General features: G+C 61.0%; 12 protein-coding genes. 9 read left to right on the top strand and 3 right to left on the bottom strand.

Translation table 11 applies throughout. The features are described 5' to 3' along the window. The first annotated feature begins 64 nt into the window (after positions 1–64). The 9 genes from ABMA32_RS22835 to ABMA32_RS22875 all read left to right on the top strand — a co-directional run bounded on the left by ABMA32_RS22835 (position 65) and on the right by ABMA32_RS22875 (position 15,548). Complete coding sequence (locus tag ABMA32_RS22835; RefSeq protein ID WP_349016052.1) at positions 65–946, top strand: WYL domain-containing protein; 882 nt, start codon at positions 65–67, stop codon at positions 944–946. Continuing rightward, the gene (locus tag ABMA32_RS22840; protein WP_349016053.1) at positions 946–3,690 is read left to right on the top strand and encodes a DUF499 domain-containing protein; all 2,745 of its coding nucleotides are present in this window, start codon (positions 946–948) and stop codon (positions 3,688–3,690) included. The genes ABMA32_RS22835 and ABMA32_RS22840 overlap by 1 nt, the downstream gene beginning before the upstream one ends. After that, the gene (locus tag ABMA32_RS22845; RefSeq protein ID WP_349016054.1) at positions 3,690–4,679 is read left to right on the top strand and encodes a hypothetical protein; all 990 of its coding nucleotides are present in this window, start codon (positions 3,690–3,692) and stop codon (positions 4,677–4,679) included. The genes ABMA32_RS22840 and ABMA32_RS22845 overlap by 1 nt, the downstream gene beginning before the upstream one ends. A gap of 13 nt (positions 4,680–4,692) precedes the next feature. Continuing rightward, positions 4,693–7,887 (top strand): DUF1156 domain-containing protein, encoded by a 3,195-nt coding sequence (locus ABMA32_RS22850; RefSeq protein ID WP_349016055.1) that lies wholly within the window; start codon positions 4,693–4,695, stop codon positions 7,885–7,887. 2 nt (positions 7,888–7,889) lie between these two features. Then, the gene (locus tag ABMA32_RS22855; RefSeq protein WP_349016056.1) at positions 7,890–8,390 is read left to right on the top strand and encodes a hypothetical protein; all 501 of its coding nucleotides are present in this window, start codon (positions 7,890–7,892) and stop codon (positions 8,388–8,390) included. 9 nt (positions 8,391–8,399) lie between these two features. Then, positions 8,400–11,162 carry a DEAD/DEAH box helicase gene (locus tag ABMA32_RS22860; protein WP_349016057.1) on the top strand — a complete coding sequence of 921 codons (2,763 nt, stop codon included), beginning with the start codon at positions 8,400–8,402 and terminating at the stop codon, positions 11,160–11,162. 138 nt (positions 11,163–11,300) lie between these two features. After that, the gene (locus ABMA32_RS22865) at positions 11,301–12,623 is read left to right on the top strand and encodes an SIR2 family protein (RefSeq protein WP_349016058.1); all 1,323 of its coding nucleotides are present in this window, start codon (positions 11,301–11,303) and stop codon (positions 12,621–12,623) included. Then, positions 12,620–14,668: an ATP-binding protein gene (locus ABMA32_RS22870; protein WP_349016059.1), complete on the top strand. Its 2,049-nt coding sequence runs from the start codon at positions 12,620–12,622 to the stop codon at positions 14,666–14,668. Before ABMA32_RS22865 ends, ABMA32_RS22870 begins: the two co-directional genes overlap by 4 nt. Beyond that, positions 14,655–15,548 carry a 3'-5' exonuclease gene (locus ABMA32_RS22875; RefSeq protein WP_349016060.1) on the top strand — a complete coding sequence of 298 codons (894 nt, stop codon included), beginning with the start codon at positions 14,655–14,657 and terminating at the stop codon, positions 15,546–15,548. The genes ABMA32_RS22870 and ABMA32_RS22875 overlap by 14 nt, the downstream gene beginning before the upstream one ends. A 151-nt stretch (positions 15,549–15,699) precedes the next feature. Here ABMA32_RS22875 and ABMA32_RS22880 read toward each other — a convergent pair whose 3' ends face one another. The 3 genes from ABMA32_RS22880 to ABMA32_RS22890 all read right to left on the bottom strand — a co-directional run bounded on the left by ABMA32_RS22880 (position 15,700) and on the right by ABMA32_RS22890 (position 18,503). Beyond that, complete coding sequence (locus tag ABMA32_RS22880; RefSeq protein WP_349016061.1) at positions 15,700–16,641, bottom strand: hypothetical protein; 942 nt, start codon at positions 16,639–16,641, stop codon at positions 15,700–15,702. Further along, complete coding sequence (locus ABMA32_RS22885; protein ID WP_349016062.1) at positions 16,641–17,567, bottom strand: ArdC family protein; 927 nt, start codon at positions 17,565–17,567, stop codon at positions 16,641–16,643. The genes ABMA32_RS22880 and ABMA32_RS22885 overlap by 1 nt, the downstream gene beginning before the upstream one ends. A gap of 348 nt (positions 17,568–17,915) precedes the next feature. Beyond that, on the bottom strand, positions 17,916–18,503 hold the full coding sequence (locus tag ABMA32_RS22890) for a hypothetical protein (RefSeq protein WP_349016063.1): 588 nt from the start codon (positions 18,501–18,503) through the stop codon (positions 17,916–17,918). Between the last annotated feature and the right edge of the window lie 185 nt (positions 18,504–18,688).

Genomic DNA, 18,688 nt, shown 5'->3' on the forward strand with positions numbered 1-18,688 from the left:
ACACGCATCGTGTGGATATGTCCATATAGTTTTGATGCCTATCCGTGCATGGAGGTGCAGAACAATGCCGGACGGCGAGGCGGTACTGAAATGGGGTGTGGAGCGCCGACTCGAGTTCATCGAATTCCGCCTTTACTGGGAAGGCGGCGTGAATCGTTCGGATATTGTCGAAGCGTTCGACGTGTCCGTGCCACAGGCGTCGAAGGATTTGACGCTGTACCAGGAGCGCGCGCCGCGTAACGCCATCTACGATAAGAGCGCCAAGCGCTACATCGCGAGCACTGAGTTTCAGCCCTGTTTCCTAAAACCAGACGCCGGACAATATCTCAACCAGATTCGCTCCGTCGCCGAAGGCATTTTGGCCTCATCCGAATCCTGGATTGCTCATTCCCCTCCCTATGCAGGACCGCCCGTGCCAGCCCGCGGCGTCAACAACGATACATTGCGAACGGTACTTGCGGCGATCCGTCAAAACCAGGCGATCGAGATCAAATATCAGTCGCTCTCCAGTGATGACCCACACTGGCGATGGATCGCGCCGCATGCACTCGGCTTTGACGGATTTCGATGGCATACCCGAGCCTTCTGTGAGGTCAGCAAGTCGTTCAAGGACTTCTTGCTGTCACGGACCATCGAGGTCAGGTCAATTCGTACGAGCGTAGTGTCGCCAAAGGATGATGACGACTGGAACGAACTAGTCACGCTGGAAATAGGGCCGCATCCGGAGCTTTCAGAAAGCCAGAAACGGATCATTGCGCTTGATTACGGCATGCGAGGAGGGCGCGCGCGCATCCATGTCCGAAAAGCGCTTCGCTACTACGCTCTAAGGCGGTTGGGGCTAGACATCGACCCTGATGCGCGCAAACCGCAAGATCAACAGATAGTCCTACTCGCGGAATCTGCAACCGCGCGGGACAAATTGCAGAATGCGAAGGGGGAGATCTGATGCTCGGCCTGAATCTAAGGCAGGAATTCAAGGGGCGGCGCCTCAGAGGAACGGCGATAGAGCTTTCCAACGAGGCGAACACAGGTGCGACGCAGGTTTCTGCACAAGACTTCCTGGAGATTACGTACCCGACGCACGACCTTTTGAAAGGCATAGAGGCGGTAGGGCCGAACCAAGGCCGGCCAGTCGTCGTGATTGGCGAGCGTGGCCTCGGTAAGTCGCATTTGATGGCGACGCTGTTTCATGCTGTCCACGATCCCGCTTCGACTGGCGCATGGCTGAAGAATTGGTCGAGCACGCTTGGTGACCCAGCTATCGGAGGCATCCAGCTTCGGAGCGGCATGCTGGTCATCGGCGAAAGCCTTCATCGCCAGCGGTACAAGTTTCTATGGGACCTGCTTTTCGAGCAGCATCCTCACGGCACGTACATCAAGGGCAAATGGGAGGGCATGGGTGCGGCTAAGACCGACATTCCATCGGATCAGCTCGTCCTTGAGCTGCTACGCCACACGCCGACTATGCTGCTGCTGGACGAGTTCCAGACTTGGTACGATGGCCTGACAAACACTAAGCAGTATCCTTGGAAAAACTGGGCCTTCAATTTCATTCAGATCCTGTCTGAAATCGCCAAGGAGCACCCTGACCTGCTGGTGCTGGTGGTCTCGGTCCGCAACGGCGATACCGATGCATACCAGCAAATCCACCGCGTCAATCCCGTTCAGATCGACTTCAAGGCGGGCGGCAGCCCGGAGCGTATCCAGAATGACAGACGGCGCATGCTGCTCCATCGCCTGTTCGAGAATAGGCTTCAGATAGCCTCATCGTCGGTTGACAGCGTGGTTGCGCAGCATGTGTCGGAATACTTCCGTCTGGTGGGCACGCCCGCAGCGGAACAGGATCGAAAGCGGCGAGAGTTTACTGAGGCGTGGCCTTTTGCGCCGCACTTGCTCCAGTTGCTCGAAGACCAGGTGCTCATCGCCACCGATGCGCAAGAGACGCGCGACCTGATCCGGATTCTCGCAAACCTCTTCAAGAGCCGTGGCGAGAATGCGTGCATTTTGACCTCGGCTGATTTTCGACTCAACGACGATGCGTCGGGCATTGGCGCCTTACTGGACTCGGTGGCGAACCAACAGCACCGCACTCTCCGGGAAAAGGCGCTTCGGAACGTGACCTCGGTCGTCGAGGCTGTTCCCGATCACGTCACTAAGGTTCCACACCTGCAGGAAATCATGGGAGCGCTGTGGCTTCGTTCGATTGCCGTCGGCAATCTGGCGGGAGCGGAGCCCGCAGTGCTTCAGGTTGATGTCACGCAGGGCAAGGTCGTTGACGACAATGCCTTTCAGGTCGAGCTGGCGACCATCATCGAAAACAGTTTCAACATTCACCAGGACGGTGCGCGGCTCGTCTTCAGAGAGGAAGAGAACCCCCAGGCCAAAGTGATGGCCTCAGCGCGGAATGACAAACTCTTCACCGACGGCTCTGACCTTGCGCAGCTCGCCAAGGAGGTCCGCTATGTGATCGGCGGCTCCGAAGAGGTCGCCAAGACATTTCGCGTCATTGCGCTGCCGCGTTCGTGGATGAGTGAGCCGTGGGCCGGGCTCGATGAGAGCGAGCAACTGGAAAGGTGGGACGAGCGCCTGCCCATTCTCGTCCTGCCGGAAGAACCGGATCGCTTGAACGAGCAGCTCGGCAGATGGCTGAAGGATCACCTTCAGAAGCGCCGAAACACGGTTCGCTTCCTGCTGCCACGGGCGGGAACGTCAAACGCCTTCTATGATCGCGACCTGTTGATTCTGGCGCGTGCTGAAATGAAGGCGCAGGAATGGGGAGCGCAGAGTGCCGAGTATAGAAAGCTCCAGACCAAGTACCAGAACGAACTGCGGGACCTCCTGAAAAAACGATTCGACAGGTTCGCCGTATTGCACCGCTGGAACTTTTCTGAGCCGTCGAAATGCGAGTTCCATGTCGAAGCTCTGAAAGAACAGGGTGCAAAAATTCCGGAGGCGATCGAGCAGGCGTTGATCAACGACCTATTCGTTCCCGAGGATTTCCAGGACCTCGTGTTGGAAGCCGCCGCCGAAAATGCCTCCGTCGGCAAACTGCTTCGCGAGCTTCAGGAGCCCCGCCCCTCGGGACAGGATTGCATCCCCTGGCTTGGCGAACCCGCGATGAAAGAGCGGATCGTGCGTCTGTGCGCGCGCGGCAAGGTGGCCATCAATCTTCGTGGCCTGGAGTACCTCCAGGCGCAAGCCGGAGAGGATGAGGAGACAGCCTGGAAGCGGTTACGGCCAAAGCTGGCCTTCACGGGAAGGCAGTTGGACGAAGTATTCCTGCTTCCACCTTCGGCTGTCCCCTCGACAGGTGGTGCAGCGCCACCCGTCCCGACTCCCGGCCCCCCTGGTACTGGTGGATTGTTTGGAGGTGGCGTTTCTCCAACGCCACCGGTGCCAGGTACAGGCGGCGAATCACCGGCAAACCCGACAGCGCCAGCTGCACAGCCCGGTGGCGGCATCTTTGGTGGCGGCACCGGAAGCGGGCCTCGGACGACGCTATCGAACCCCGCGACCTCGCCCCTGAACCTCATTGGCAAGCTCGAAGGCTGGGGCATCGGCCCGGCGACGCCGGTCAAAGAGGTGACGCTCAAGGTCTCGGCTGCCACGGGCGCCCAGCTCAGGGAGTTGCTCAAGAAGCTGCCCGACGGCATGACGTTCGAGCTGTCGCTCGATAAGGAGGACAGCTGATGGCGCTTGGAAGTGACCAACTGCTTCAGCTGACGACCGCTACGCCGACCGATGCTTGGCGCACAATCGTTGAAAGCACCGTCGCCATTTGTTCGTCACCGCTGTTGGCGAGCAGCGCCTCGGGTGAGGTCACGAAACGTGACCGCGCCGTGGGGACGCTGGATCATTTTCTGTCGTCGAGCGCATGGGACCTTTGGGAAGAGTTCGGAAGCGCCGTTGTGCGGAATGCCGACCGGCTCGCCAGTTGGTGGATGGAGCCCTATAGCGCCAAGGCCATCCTGATTCTTGACGGCTTGAGCCTCCGTGAACTTCCTTGGCTTCTCGAAGGTGCGAGGGATCGAGGTTTCGCCCTTCATAGCGTGACAGCCTATGGCGCAGAGATACCGAGTGAGACGAATGCCTTCGCGCACGCACTCGGCTTCAACAGCAGGAGCCAGCTTCAGAACAATGGCGGCGGATCCTCGCACAGGCTTACGCCCTGCAAGACAGAGTGCGTTGATTTGCCTTGGGTGGATTGCGCCGGCCTCATCGACGCTACCCCTAACTGGGTCTTCTGGCATCAATGGCCGGATGCCAAGCTCCATGATGGATCGGGAGCCGGTCAGGGCCTCGATGCTCTTACCCGCGATGTCGCCGTTCAGCTGACGAGCGATGATTTCTGGGGCTTTGTCGAGCGTCTGGCCACAGGCCGGCGGCTCGTCATCACCTCAGACCACGGCTACGCCGCCACCGGCCTGTTCTTCGATGCCGCGGACGAACAGGCGACCTTTCTTAAAGAGGTCCTGAAGGGCGGTCGGCTCGCGCCGGGCGAACATGACCCTGGCCCATTCGTGCCGCCCGTCGCTTTGCAGGCGACCAGCCCGCACGGCAAGCACCTGCTCGCGGTCGGCCGTTGGAAATGGAAGAGCCAGGGTGGCTATCCGACCCTGGCTCATGGTGGGCTCTCGCTACTGGAGATGCTGTCGCCCTTTGTAGAAATAACGAAATAAAGGAAGACCGAACGTGGCGACAAAGAAAGAGCTTATTGCCCAGGAAGTGGCACGCGCGGTCAACGCCGGCAAAGCCGTCGCGCTGGAGACGGTGGACTTCAACGATCCCAATCGGCCGAAGACCTGTCTTGAAGTCGATTTCCCCATTCTGCCCGTCAATCAGGTGGCGGTCATCGAGGGCAACGCGGGCAAGCCGATCTATCAGATGTCCAAGTGGTGGGCTCGGCGCCGGTCGAGCGTCTTTCGCTCCATGCTCATCGCGGCAGCGACGAAGGCCCCGGAGGATCCGGCACTGGCTGCCAAGCTCGTGTGGGACAACTATTACGCCAACCACCAGAAGAAGGGCGCGTACAAGCATCTAAAGGTCGCCGACATTTTCATGGGTGGCGGTACGACGTTGGTCGAGGGATCGCGCCTCGGGATGCAGATGTCGGGTAACGACCTCAACCCCGTTGCGTGGTTCGTGGTCAAGCAGGAATTGGCCGAGGTTAACCTAGAAGAGGTGACGCGGCTTCTGGCCGACATCGAGGCTGAGGTGAAGCCTCAGATCATGCCGTTCTACTACTGCGACGGCCCGAACGGCGAGAAAGGCGCCTGGACCCACAAGCCCACCGGCAAGGTCATGGGGCCGGATTTCGACCCGCTATCCCTCAAGCCAGGGGAGCGGAAGGACTACAGCTACGAAGGACCGGAGATCATCTACACGTTCTGGGCCAAGCACGGCCCGTGTCAGGTGACGGGCTGCGGCCACCGCACGCCAATCATGACCAGCCCCGTCATGGCGGTGAAGACTTTGACAGTGAAGAGCTGGGAGCATGCGTGCGCGTCCTGCGGCACAGCGTTCGATGTTGAGGAAGCCGAGGCCCGGATGGCGCCCGACGTCCCGCTCTATGTCGCGCCCGATGAGAAGCCCTACACCATCCTCGATCCGAAGGGCCGCGTGAACTGCCCCAGCTGCGGCTACACGTCGATGGTCAAGCTTGGCAAAGGGAAGAGCAAGAAGGTAGAGCTAACCTTGCTCTTGCACCCGCAATGGCTGGCTGGCGAAGCAAAGCAAGACGCGAGTGGTCGTCCCTACGGCGGCACGGTGCAGGACGATGTGGCGGCGACCACGCGATGGAATGCAGCACGCGCCAAAAAGATTCGGTTATTGGAGGTACGCGGCGCACTTCCGGGCGCAGTGACCGATCCGGAAACGGGCGCCACGTTTGCGCCCGAGCAGGGCACAGTGCCAAAGCCAGCCAATTTTGCTTGCGCAGCATGTGGTACGGTGCAGCCGCTAGTAGACGCGATTGAGGCAACACAGAAAACTGCACCTTCAAGCATGTATGCGATCCAGGGCTACGCGCCGAAGCGTAATGCAGCGGGCAAGCCTTACAGCGGACGGTTCTTTGCTGAGGCAGGAGTGCCTACTGCCAAACAGTACGACGCCGCGCTCGCAGAGTGGGACAACCGCAAAAATATTGACCTCAAGGACTACTGGCCTCGAAGCTGCATTCCGTTTGGACACATGACTCATCAGAGACAGCCGCTTCCTCGACACGGCTACCTCAACTGGTCGGACATGTTCAATCCTCGCCAGTTGCTAGTCCACGCGCAACTATTGAAGGCGATCGTGACTGTCGGCAGCTACGACTGGAAGACCCGCGAATTTGTGCTCGGTGCGTTCCAGCAATACCTCCGCAATCAAAGTCAGTTCACGCTGTGGAACGTGCAAGGTGACAAGCTTGAGCCACAGTTCGCAAACAACAATTTCCACCCCAAGTCCACTGTTGTCGAGAACTGCGTGTTTCCTATGCTGGGGCGCGGCAATTGGGCTGCCTGCGTGGAAGGGATTGTTGAGGGGCGCGAGTGGACGCTCGCTCCGTGGGAAGCTGTCAGCGTTGAAACGCTGAGGCGGCACGACACGGCGTTGGCCGAGCAGCTTACAGGCAAGAGCGAGAAGGTCTTTCCAGGCGATCCAGTTGGCGAAGTCGATGTGTTCCAAGGGTCATCCACCGATATCACCTACGCTCCGACGGCTAGCCTCGATCTGGTTATCACCGATCCGCCATTCGGCGGCCTGCTGCACTATTCGGAGCTCTCCGATTTCTTCTACGTCTGGCTGCGGCTCGTACTGAAGGACAAGTATCCCGACTATTTCCGAACCGACTATACACCCAAATCGTTAGAAGCGGTTGCCAACCGTGCACGCGAACCAGAAGATCCGGACGGCTTTTACCAGCGGCTGCTTACACAGTGTTGGCGTGAAGCCCATCGCGCGCTCAAGCCCAGTGGCCTTCTGGCCTTCACTTTCCATCACAGCGAAGATGCGCCGTGGGTATCAGTGCTCGAATCCTTGTTCGATGCTGGCTTCTTTCTCGAAGCAACCTATCCGATTCGTTCCGATGAAACGAAAGGCGAAGGGGAGTTTGGCTCGAAGACAATTGAGTACGACATTATCCATGTCTGCCGAAAGCGCACCGAAGAGCCGAAGCCCGTGAGTTGGGGCCGGATGCGGCGCGAGGTCTTGGCGGATGTCCGTCAGCTTCAAGCCATGTTGGAGAACCATGCCCGCGCCGGCCTGCCGGCGGCCGACCTTCAGGTCATTCGGCGGGGCAAGGCGCTGGAGTATTTCTCGCGCCACTACGGCAAAGTCTATGTGGATGAGGGTCGCGCTATCTCGGTGAAAGATGCCCTCGTCGGCATCAACCAACTGATCGATGAAGACGCGAACAAGGCGGCCGAACCGCCGCCAGTGACGGCGGAGCCGATCACCCGTCAATTCCTGCGAATCTTCGATGGCAAGTATGAGCTTGCCCGTGATCAGATGCAGAAGCTCCTGCGCGGCTCGGGCATCGCGCCCGATGAATTCACCAACCGCGGCTGGGCGAGCGAAGAGAAGAAGGTCTTCCATCTGGCCGATCCGCTCACTTTCGCCCGCGACTGGCAGGGTCGCCACAAGCGACGGCTGACGGCCGATTTGGATCAGGCGCTGGTGCTGGTCGGCGCCTGCTTTGACGGCAGCGGCATCAACGCCTCGGATACCCTCAAGAACGAAAACTTCAAACCGCACCCGGCCTTGAAGGGTCTGCTCGAATGGCTGGGCCGGCGTGGTGCGACACAGCAGGTACGGAATGCCGCCTCGAGGGCGCAGACGATCTACAACAACTGGGCCGAGAGCCATAAGGCCGAAGTGGCGCAGCTGTCACTGTTTCAGGAGGAATGAGCATGAAGCGAATGCTCGACAGCGTCTGGCAGCGGCGTGGCGTTAGCTGGGTTTGGGACGACGAAGCCCTGTCCGCCGTCGCCAAGCCTTCGGAGGTCTTCAGCCTGCGCCAGCTCATGCGCGCTGCCAGGGACTGGCCGGACGACCTGCCGAGCAATAGCGGGAATACGCTGGTTGTGGCCGGGCTCGATGCCTGCCTCGATCTCTTGGCTCCTACGGATGCGGATAGCTGGCTGGGCAACGAGCTGAAGTCGGCGATCCTCTCGTTCCAGGATGAGTATTCGGGAGAAGCCGCACTGATCTTCTGGTTGCCCAAAGGCGAACGCCGCTTCCACACGGACATGGCGACCGATGCCGTCCGGTGGCGATGTTCCGCTCCCTATGCAGATCAGCAGATTGAGTTCGGCCGCATTCTCTGGGGCGAGGCTCGTGAGTACCCACAGGAGATCGTCATGTCCGAAGGGGGCAAGCCGGTCGGCTTGTTCCATTTACGGATTACGTGAGACAGCTCGATGGCCGGTGTGACCTTCTCCCCAGGCGAGCGAATAACGCATCCTGAATTCGGTGCGGGCGTGGTGCTCGATGTGCTGCACGATGGTTATCTGCGCGCCTTCTTCAGCATCGGCGAAAGGCGCGTCCCGCTGGCCAACGTCCAGCGGGAGCTTTCCCGCACGGAGCGCATCCTGCGCTCGGTCGAAGGTACACCGGAACGCTTGCGCACCGTCTGGCTCTCCTACGAAGCCCATGCCCTGCCGGTGATGGAGAGCGCCTCAGCGCTCACGTCGGCGCGGATTGACCTGTTGCCGCACCAGGTCGTGCTGACGCACCGCATCGCCACCGCATCGCCACGACGTTTCCTGATCGCGGATGAAGTCGGCCTGGGCAAGACGATCGAGACGGCGCTCATTCTTCGGGAGCTTGCGAGCCGAGGCGAGCTCGCCCGCGCGTTGATGGTCGTCCCGGCGGGTTTAGTAAACAACTGGCACCGGGAACTCAACGAGGTCTTCAATCTCGATTTCGAGGTGTTCGGTTCGGAAGGCGACATCACGGACCGCAAGACCAATGCTTTCGCCAAGCACGACCGGCTAATCGCCAGCATCGACACGTTGAAGCGCCCGGCGCGTATCAAGCGGCTGCTCGAAGCACCGCGCTGGGACTTGGTGGTGTTCGACGAAGCTCACCACCTGACCGCCTACCGGACCGGCGGAAAGGTGCGCAAGACGGAGAACTACAAGCTTGCCGAAGCGCTCAAGGGGCACACGCGCGACCTCATCCTGCTGTCGGCGACGCCGCACCAGGGCAATCACTTCCAGTTCTGGATGCTCGTCCAGCTGCTCAATCCGACCCTCTTCGGCAGTCCGGAAGAGATGGTCGAGAACCGGCATCGCCTGAACACTGTCATGTTCCGCCGCACCAAGGCAGACGCTTGCCGTCCCGACGGCGAGCCCCTCTTCGCGCGCCGCTGGGTGCATACGGAGTCCTTCCTCATGTGCGATGAGGAACGGCGCTTCTACGAGAAGCTCCGGGAGTACCTTGAGGACGGCTTTGACCTGGCCAAGCGACAGGGCAATCAAGGCCGCGCACTCGGCTTCCTGATGGCTATTTTCCAGAAGATTGCCGCGTCAAGCTTCGCCGCGGTCCGCCGGACGCTGAAACGGCGAATGCTCATGCTCACTCTGCATGAAGCCCTGCTGCGCGACCGCGACCTCGACATCGAGGGGCGGGAGCGCCTGTACGATGAAGCCCGCGAGTTGATCCAGACCGAATGGGACCTCGGCCGCGACCCCATCGGTAGGACAGAGGTCGATCGCGTCATGGCGGATCTCAAGTACCGGCTGGCCAAGAAGCTCGACGAAGAGGCTCTCGAATTGGCCGCCGACCCTTACGGCAGCGAGTTTGCGTCATCGCACATAGAAGACGTAGCCTCGGCCGCGGTGGATCTCCACTTGCCGGAAGAACGGCTGCGGATAGCGGATTTGCTGTCGATGTTTCCGGAACGGCGAGAAACCAAAGTCCAGAAGCTGCTTGATGGTCTGGGGACGCTGTGGCGCCAGAACCCCAACGAAAAAATCGTCATCTTCGCGACCTATCTCGGCACCGTCGATTTACTCGCGCGGGAAATCGAACAGGTCTATCCGGGCCAGGGCGTTGTGGTTTTGCGCGGCGGCGATCATGGGGCCAAGGTCGCCGCGGAACGTCGCTTCAAGCTGAAGGACGGCCCACGCGTGCTTGTCTGCACTGCGGCCGGCCGCGAAGGCATCAATCTCCAGTTCGCTAGGATACTGTTCAATTTCGATCTGCCGTGGAACCCGATGGACATGGAACAGCGGATTGGACGCATTCACCGCTATGGCCAGGCACACACGGCACAAGTCTATAACTTGGTCCTGTCGGACACGATCGAGGGGCGCATCTATCTGCTCCTCGATGACAAGCTCACTGAGATCGCTCGAACGCTAGGAAAGGTCGATGATCAGGGAAATGTGGCCGAGGACCTTCGCTCGCAGATTCTGGGACAGCTCTCGGAGCGGCTGAACTACGATCGCCTCTATCAGGAAGCTCTCTCCGACCCTGAGTTGAAGCGAACCGCCGTTGAGCTGGAGGCTGCTCTATCCAATGCCCGTGAGGCGCGGGAGGTGGTCTTCGACCTCTTCCAGGATTTGGACGGCTTCAGCCTCGACGACTACAAGCCGTTCTCCGACATCTCGTCGAGCATGGACAGGTTGGTCGGTTTTCTGTCCGCGGCCGTAAGTAGCCGGAACCAACGGCTCACCAAGGTGAACGATGAGACCTACGAGCTTGTCGGCGCAGACGGCCGACAGAAGAAGCGGTTCACGCTCAACCGCGACATCGCTACCTCGAGCGACAACCTCGATCTTATGGGGCTGGACCATCCCCTCGTCCAAGAGGAGCTCGGCCGGTGGCGCAGTGTTGCACCGGAAAACCTCGGTGCCGCGGCGCAAGGGGGTGGAAGCGGAATTACGCTGTTGTCCTTCTGGCTGATCGAAATGTCAGTCGGAAATGGCGAAAGGCGCATTGCCGTTCAGCCTATAGCCGTCAACAAGGACGGCACGCGCGTTCCCGTCGTTGAGCGCCAAGCCGCACATTTCTTGCGGGCGGAGTCCAATCACCCCAAGCTATCTCAAGAGGAACGGATTTCGCTATTCGCTACATCTGTAGAACCAACCCTTCAACGGGATCTGAAGCATAAGGGCGGCGCTGCCGGTGACGGAAGCTATTCAGCGGAGTTGATCGGTTATGTTGAAATTGTTTGATGGATACGGCCGTGGGGTCGGGAATGATTTGTTGTTGGAAGACAATGACTCCTTCGCCTCTCTTGTCACGCAATGTGCGGGCATCGATGCGTCGGCCTCCTACGCAGCCAAATAAGAAACTGGGAGGATCGGGGGGATATGAGCGAAGTCGGAGAGGAGCGAAAATTCCAGTTTCTGCGGAACGGCGATGCCGAACCATCGGAACTCGACTGGAACAAGGGGATTGAGAGCGTCCGCCAGGCGATTTCCGAGGCCATGAACGCCAAGAATATCGCGTTCTTGCTCGGCGCCGGCTGTTCCTCCCTGATGAAGGACAAGAAAGAACTCGGCATTGCGACCATGGCGCCCTTGGCCAAGGAGTTTTGCGGAGAAACCCTCGATGCGCGCGCGGCGGGATTCTATGGCGATCCGCCGGTCGTCGGCGCTGCCCCTGCGCCGTGGCGGCTGACCAAGGCTGAACTCGACTATCTCGATGCGCTTGGGATCGACCTGGCGAAGGACTGCAGCCGCAATCTGGAACGCCTGATGGAGGTGCTGTTCGCGCAGCGGTTCGTGCTGCGCCAGAGCGAGAATCCCGATCTTCACCCCTTCCGCGCTATTCTCGGCGGCATCATCAAGAAGGTCCAGGATTTCCTATGGACCCGTGTCACCCAAGGGGCTTTCGCCACGGAGGGCGATACTACCGTGCGCGACCTCTACGAGCGGTTCTACAAGAAGATGGTCCTGCGAGATCGGTCCTTGCCCCGGCCGTGGGTGTTCACGACCAACTACGATCATTTCAGCGAATTGGCGATGGATCGCCTCGGCATTCCCTATGCCAACGGCTTTTCCGGCGTGGTGGAACGTCGCTTCAACCCGGCGATCTTCCGCTATGCCCTGGCCGAGCAACTCGACCTCACCAGCCGCAAGTGGACCGCCGTCGACGCCTTCGTCTATCTTTGCAAATTGCATGGTTCGGTCACTTGGACCGAGGATGATCATGGCCTGTTCCCGATTAAGGAGGTTTGGCCGCTCGAGTCCACGAACCAGATGCTGATCTATCCGACGCCGGCGAAGCAGAATTCTTCGCTCGGCTCGCCCTACGCGGACCTGTTCCGGGAATTTCAATCCCGGATCGTGCGCGAGCAGAGCGTTCTCATCACGGCAGGCTACGCCTTCAGTGATGAGCACCTGAACAACATCATCTACCAGGCGTTGACGATCCCGACGTTCCGTCTGGTGATCTTCGCGGCGCCGGATACGGCCGGTGAGATCGCCAAGCTGCGAGCGCTGCGCGACCCGCGCATTTGGATCATTGGAGGCGATGGTCCTGCCGAGGGAACGAGGGCGCACTACTTCGACATGATCGTCGAGCATTTCATGCCGCAGCGTCCCAGCGACAGGATCGATGACGCCGTTCGCAAGGTGTTGTCCGAACTGGCGCCGAAAAGGGACGACGAGACGAAGGATGGCGAGGCATGAGCCACGACGATCGCAAACGCGCGATCGGCAAGGTGGTCTCGGTCGCGGCCGACCGCTTTGTCGTGGAGATGCACGTCGGCACCGACAACTTTACGGTCGTTGGTTTCGACGGCGTGCATTATGTGGCGCGGCTGGGATCGTTCCTGATGATTCCGTCGCAGTCGGAATATGTCGTGGTCGAGGTCGTCGGCCTGCGTGAGCGCGACGCGAGCACCCCGTCCGAGCGAGGAGACTTCGATCGGGCCGGCTCCTCGAAATATTTGGACGTGGTGCCGGTCGGCATGTTGCCGATGCGCGGCGGCGCGTTCCGTTTCGGTGTGTCCGTTTTCCCGTCTCTGTATGCGGACGCACTCTATGCACTGGATGGCGAACTCGATCGCATCTTTGAGACCGAAGCGGCCGTCGAGCCGTCAGTCGGCCCGGATGGTGGCGCCTGCGAACCCGAAGGGGCCACGCGCTACCGGGTGCTGCCGATCGGCAAATCGGTGGTGTTCGAGGACTACGACATCAAGGTCCGGTTGAATGAGTTTTTCGGCGGCCATGTCGCGGTCCTCGGCAATACCGGCAGCGGTAAATCCTGCACGGTCGCATCGGTCTTACAGTCCCTTTTCAGCAAGCCAAAAGAGCATCACGCCCGCGGCGCGACCTTCGTCGTCTTCGACGTCAATGGCGAGTATCACGCCGCTCTGGCTGCTTCCGCGAAAGAGGGCGCAATTGGGGTCGAGCGCGTCGTCCTCGACGGCACGGCGGCAGGCTTCCGTATGCCGCATTGGTTCCTTGAGATGGCAGAATGGGAACTGCTCTTGCAGGCCAGCGAGCGAACACAACTGCCGGTCCTTCGCACGGCGTTGGGTCTGACAAGTCTCTTTCACGCCAACACGCCAGAAGCTCTGGCGCTGCGCGAGCACTTTGTCGCCACCTGCATCATTGAGTGCTTTCGAGGGGCGGATGGCGACTCGCCCGTATCAAAATTTCAGCGTGTCGTCTCCCTTCTCCAGAAGTATCCGACAAACCACCTGAATATGGCGCTTCTGAACCGCTTTAATCCCAATTTTCAGTATGGAAATTTTTCGGGGAACAACCAATCGGCGTTTCTGGACGAAGTGAGAAAAAAGCTCCGGGAGGACGCGCCCTTACCAGCCTATAATCGGACACCATTCTCTTTTGATGAGCTGCACGAGTGTCTCGACTTCGCGATCCTCTACGAGGAGGCTCACGGAAATCGCCAAATCCGAGACTACTGCTCGTCCATGGTCACGCGGCTCAGATCCCTCCAGGAGAGAACAGAATATGCCTTTCTGCGTCACGAAGGAGCTGACGTTGACGCGGCCGTAAGCGATCTGGAGTTTTTGACCAACATCGTCGGTCTGCAGAGGGCGGCCGGAGAATCGTTCACCAAACGCAATCAAGTCATTATTATTGATCTCAATTCCGTCGAAGATGAAATCGTTGAGCTGGTCAGTGCGGTCATCGCACGCATGCTTTTTCGGTTTCTTCGCCGTGCGGAACCGAGAAACCGCTTCCCGATACACCTGCTGCTCGAAGAGGCTCATAGATATGTCGCCTCTACGCCGTCCCGCTTTTCCATCGACGCCACCAAGATTTTCGAGCGCATCGCCAAGGAAGGACGCAAATACGGCATGTTCGTGCTTCTGGCGTCTCAGCGCCCGAGCGAGCTGTCCAAGACGGTTCTCAGCCAGTGCTCCAACTTCCTGGTTCACCGAATCCAGAATCCCGACGATCTCTCCCAGATTCGCCAGATGACGCCGTTCATCTCAGAGTCGGTCCTGAAGCGGTTGCCGTCATTGCCACGGCAGCACGCGCTGGTGTTTGGAACGTCGGTCAATCTGCCGACGACCTTCAAGGTCAGGGAGGCATTCCCGCGGCCGCGGAGCGACGATACCGCCGTCGTTGATCTGTGGTTCCACGAAGAAGGTCGAGCCGCTGACATTCGCCTCGCGCCCCGACCGGCCGACGCCGCTGCTGCGGCGGCTGGAGGGGAGCCGATGGCGGTAAACGAAGCGCCGGGCGATGACATCTTCTGACCATCTGGAGACCCTGGCGCAGACACTGGAGGCCACGGGGGATTACCAGGTCATCCGGCGTCTCAAGCCGCGCCCTCGCATCATTCCGCCTGCTGGCACGCCGTTGCGCCTTGGCCTGGTGGTCGATGTGGAGACGACAGGGCTCGATCCTCAGCGCGACGAGATCATCGAACTCGCCATGACGCCATTCAACTACGGCTTGGATGGCACCGTTTTCAACGTGGGCGGCAGCTTCCAAGGGCTGCGCCAGCCGAGCGAGCCTATCGCCCCGGAAATCACCGCGATCACGGGCATCACCAACGAGATGGTGGCCGGCCAGATCATCGATTCCGCCGCAGTGGCCACATTCGCGGCGTCGGCTTCGCTCGTGATCGCGCACAACGCGGCGTTTGACCGCCGCTTCCTTGAACGATTCAGCGACATGTTCTCGACGAAGCCGTGGGCCTGCTCGCTCAGCCAGATCGATTGGGCGGCGGAGGGGTTCGAGGGCACAAAACTCGCCTATCTCGTTCAGGCTGCGGGTTTCTTCTACGACCGTCACCGCGCGATGCACGACTGTCTTGCTACCGTCGAGTTGCTGGCAATGCGGCTGCCCCAATCTGGCGTTACGGGGCTGAGCCGCCTCCTGGACGGCGCTCGTGCCATTTCCTGGCGCATCTGGGCGGAGAACTCGCCTTTCGACCTCAAGGATGTCCTCAAAGCGCGGGGATACCGTTGGAACGGCGATTCCGGCGCGCAGCCGCGCGCATGGTATATCGATGTTCCCGAAGCTCAGCGCGAGGCTGAGCTTCGGTTCTTGAGAACGGAAATCTATCGGTACGAGGCCGACCCTCCAGTTCGGCGGATCGATGCATATGATCGATTCTCAGATAGAATTTGACCTCGCTAGCTAAAGCGAAGCGAGGATGGATGGGCCTGACATGAACGTGGCCCCTCGAAACGAACTGCAACACGATTGTGCGTGAAACCTCGACCCGCATGAGCAAATCTGTGTGATCGATGACACGGTTGCCCAGAACGGTGGTGGACGATCAGAGGCCGCACATCCCCTCGCACTCATTGCCGAAAAGGTCGAGCTGACCGTGATCGGCGGCGGTCGACAGATCGGCAAGGTCGAGCGGCACACACGAGCGATGCAGGAACGCATCGCCACGGATGCCTCGAAGACCGGAACGCAGGGCGTGATCTACCTCAACGGCATCGGCCCACGCTTCGGCGTCGTGATCGCGCAAATCGCGCCAGCGGGCATTGTCGTGGAACGGGCAGCCGATGCACGCGCTCTTCGGCGGGATCGGATAGCCATGGCGGCGCAGCCACGCCATGCAATCCTGCCGGCACATGCGTCGCTCGATCAGGGGAAAGCGCTTGATCTGCCAGGCTTCGAAGCTCGGCTTCGCCCGGATGACCTCGTCCGTGCTGATGCCGATCCATTGCTCGACGACAGGGAAGGAGGGCGAGCGCTTACGGGCAAGCCCCGCGAGCTCGCGGACCTTGCGCCGGATCGGAACGATCTTGAACTCCGTCGTGCATTGCCGGCGGATCATGCCGATCGAGATGATGTCGGCCGCGCTGCGGCGTTCGCCGATCTCGATCAGCTCACCCTCATCATCCTCGCCGAGGACGGGAATGGGCGTACCGGCAGGCCTGACCGTGCGGGTGAACGCCGGAATCGATGCCCATCGACGGCCCTCGCCGGCGGCAAGAAGATGGTCGCGGATATTGCCAGCCGACACGACGTGCACGGGAAAGGGCAGGACATTTCCTGACATGAGCCAATCGAGGTGCTCGTAGACGGCGGCAGGCTCCCAGCCGGTATCGGCGAAAATCGCGCAATCCGGCATGGGGCCGATTTCGCCATGGGCTGCGAGCAGCGCCATTGTCGTCGATTGGACGCCGGCGCCGAGCGAGAGCACGCGCAAGCGGATCGGGGAGGGCGAAAGGTCTTCCCCAGAACCAGGCGGAACGTGAAACATTACGCTGCCTCCCGCTCTGCGGCTTCCGCCGGCTGGAGACCATGCAGGAACGCGGCGGCGCGCTGCGCGTGTGCGGCGGCCTGGAAGACCGCGCGCTTGTCGCCCTGCAGGACGGTGAGCCACGATTCCACGTAGCTTGCGTGGTCGGGCCGCGGTTCGAGCTCGGGCACGATGCCGAGGTCGGCGCAGATCAGCGCAGATCCGATTTCGGCGACGAGCTCCTCGCGCGCGCGTTCGCTGCGATCCTTCGCATAACGGCTGAGGTCGCGCCCCACGCGGCGCGAATCCGCCGTCCAATGGACATGCTCGTGGCTCAGCACCGCCACGTACGATGCAGCGTCGCGAAACGTTTCGAACGGCGGCATCTGGATGTGATCGGTTGACGGCGCGTAGAAGGCCCGCGCGCCGCCATGCCGGATCACCGAGCCGGTATTGGCGAAGAAGCGATCGGCATGATCGATCCGCTGGATCGGATCGATCGTCGGCGCCAGCTGCCGGTAGAAGTGGTCGGGCAGTCCGGCGATCTGCTCGACGTTGAAGACCGAATAGGTCTTCAGGAACGGGATGTCGCGCTCGACCTCGCCGCCATTGCCGTCGGTCTCCGTCCGGGTGAAACGGCTTGCATAGATGACGGTCGCACCTGACTCGCCCTTGCGGACATGAGCGTCGAGCTCGATTGCCTGCTTGAACGTCATCCAGGTCGGCGAGGTGAAACCGCGCGCGAGCGCTTCCGACCAGAGCAGCAGCACGTTCATGCCACTGTAAGGTTCGCCGTTGTGGCGCAGCGGCCGCGTGATGCGCCGTCCCGCGTGGCCGGCGCTCCATGGCTGGATCCAGGGCCGAACACCGTTTTCGAGATCCGCGACGATACGATCGGTGATGCGCGCGTAGATGTCGGCCCGTGAGCCTTCTTTCTTCTCAGTCATTTTCCTGAACCTCCGTTTGGAGGTCGCGCCCATCGCGACCCCGTTACGGCGGTCCATCGCCAGGGAATTCAGGGGAGCGGCGCACCCTTGGGCCGCAACGAAGTGGAGGGCGGCGAAGCCGCTGCGCCGGGCCCCGGCCCTGGCAGGACCAAAAGCCGGACGGGCGTCGCGATGCGCACCGCCTCATTTTCTCCATTCCATCTTCTTGAGGAGCGGCCGCATGGCGGTCGTCGCCGCCGTCGTGCGCCGCGGCAGCGGCAGCGACACGAAAAAGGGGCCGGCCCCATCGGGGCCAGCCCAGCGTCGTGGTATCGAAGACGGGCGAGGCCGAAGCCTCGCCCGGTGCCATCAGCCGAAGGCCGCCAGCTGCATTTCGGCCGCCTTGCGATCGAGCGTGTGGCCGGGATTTTCGACCGGGCGCTCGAAGGGCTTCCAGCGCTCGCCGACGACGTGCTCGTAGGCCGCGACGGCACCCTCGGCCGCCATGCGCAGGGCGTGCGACTGCAAGGCCATGTCAGCGGCGAACTCGCGCTTGCGCTGCGCGGTGCTGTCGAAACCGACGGGACCGTCGAGGTCCTCGTCGCGCAGGTCGTTGGACGCCTTGGCCGTCGCATCGCGGGCCTCGGTCACCGCGCGGCTGTAGAACTGGCCGGCGCCGTGCGCGGAGCCGACATAGGCGCCGACGATCCGCTGCAGATGAATCTGCATCGCTCTCTCGCCGAGGCCTTCGCTCAGGCTGTCGGCCGTCTCGACGATCATGCGCTGATGGAGATCGCGGATCCCGTCGCTGTCGAGAACGGGAAGACCGAAGCTCTCGGAGATGAGCGTCGCCTGGGCGGCGTCGGGGCAGGCAAGCCTGACCATTTCGAGCGTGGTGCTCTTGCGGAGCTGGACGACCTTCGCGGGCTGACGTTGGGTGCGAGCGGCTTTGGTCATGAGAACTTCCTTTCCTTCGGTTCGCCTGAAGGCCCGGATCGGCTCCTGCCGGTCCTCCCTTCGGGTGCGATCGACCGAAACCGGCGGAATGACGGGCGTTTCAGGGTCCGGGGCGGCCGGATCGAGCGGAGCGGGTTTGCGCGCAAGCAGGGCTTCCAGCCCTCGCGCGGCGCGCGGGCCCGCTG

This window comes from Mesorhizobium quangtriensis (assembly GCF_040081925.1).
GTDB classification, from domain to species: domain Bacteria; phylum Pseudomonadota; class Alphaproteobacteria; order Rhizobiales; family Rhizobiaceae; genus Mesorhizobium_K; species Mesorhizobium_K quangtriensis.

What these genes read in the sequence shown, in the direction of transcription:
- ABMA32_RS22835 (WP_349016052.1), top strand. Translation starts at nt 65, where the DNA reads ATGCCGGACGGCGAGGCGGTACTGAAATGGGGTGTGGAGCGCCGACTC.
- ABMA32_RS22840 (WP_349016053.1), top strand. Translation starts at nt 946, where the DNA reads ATGCTCGGCCTGAATCTAAGGCAGGAATTCAAGGGGCGGCGCCTCAGA.
- ABMA32_RS22845 (WP_349016054.1), top strand. Translation starts at nt 3,690, where the DNA reads ATGGCGCTTGGAAGTGACCAACTGCTTCAGCTGACGACCGCTACGCCG.
- ABMA32_RS22855 (WP_349016056.1), top strand. Translation starts at nt 7,890, where the DNA reads ATGAAGCGAATGCTCGACAGCGTCTGGCAGCGGCGTGGCGTTAGCTGG.
- ABMA32_RS22860 (WP_349016057.1), top strand. Translation starts at nt 8,400, where the DNA reads ATGGCCGGTGTGACCTTCTCCCCAGGCGAGCGAATAACGCATCCTGAA.
- ABMA32_RS22865 (WP_349016058.1), top strand. Translation starts at nt 11,301, where the DNA reads ATGAGCGAAGTCGGAGAGGAGCGAAAATTCCAGTTTCTGCGGAACGGC.
- ABMA32_RS22870 (WP_349016059.1), top strand. Translation starts at nt 12,620, where the DNA reads ATGAGCCACGACGATCGCAAACGCGCGATCGGCAAGGTGGTCTCGGTC.
- ABMA32_RS22875 (WP_349016060.1), top strand. Translation starts at nt 14,655, where the DNA reads ATGACATCTTCTGACCATCTGGAGACCCTGGCGCAGACACTGGAGGCC.
- ABMA32_RS22880 (WP_349016061.1), bottom strand. Translation starts at nt 16,641, where the DNA reads ATGTTTCACGTTCCGCCTGGTTCTGGGGAAGACCTTTCGCCCTCCCCG.
- ABMA32_RS22885 (WP_349016062.1), bottom strand. Translation starts at nt 17,567, where the DNA reads ATGACTGAGAAGAAAGAAGGCTCACGGGCCGACATCTACGCGCGCATC.
- ABMA32_RS22890 (WP_349016063.1), bottom strand. Translation starts at nt 18,503, where the DNA reads ATGACCAAAGCCGCTCGCACCCAACGTCAGCCCGCGAAGGTCGTCCAG.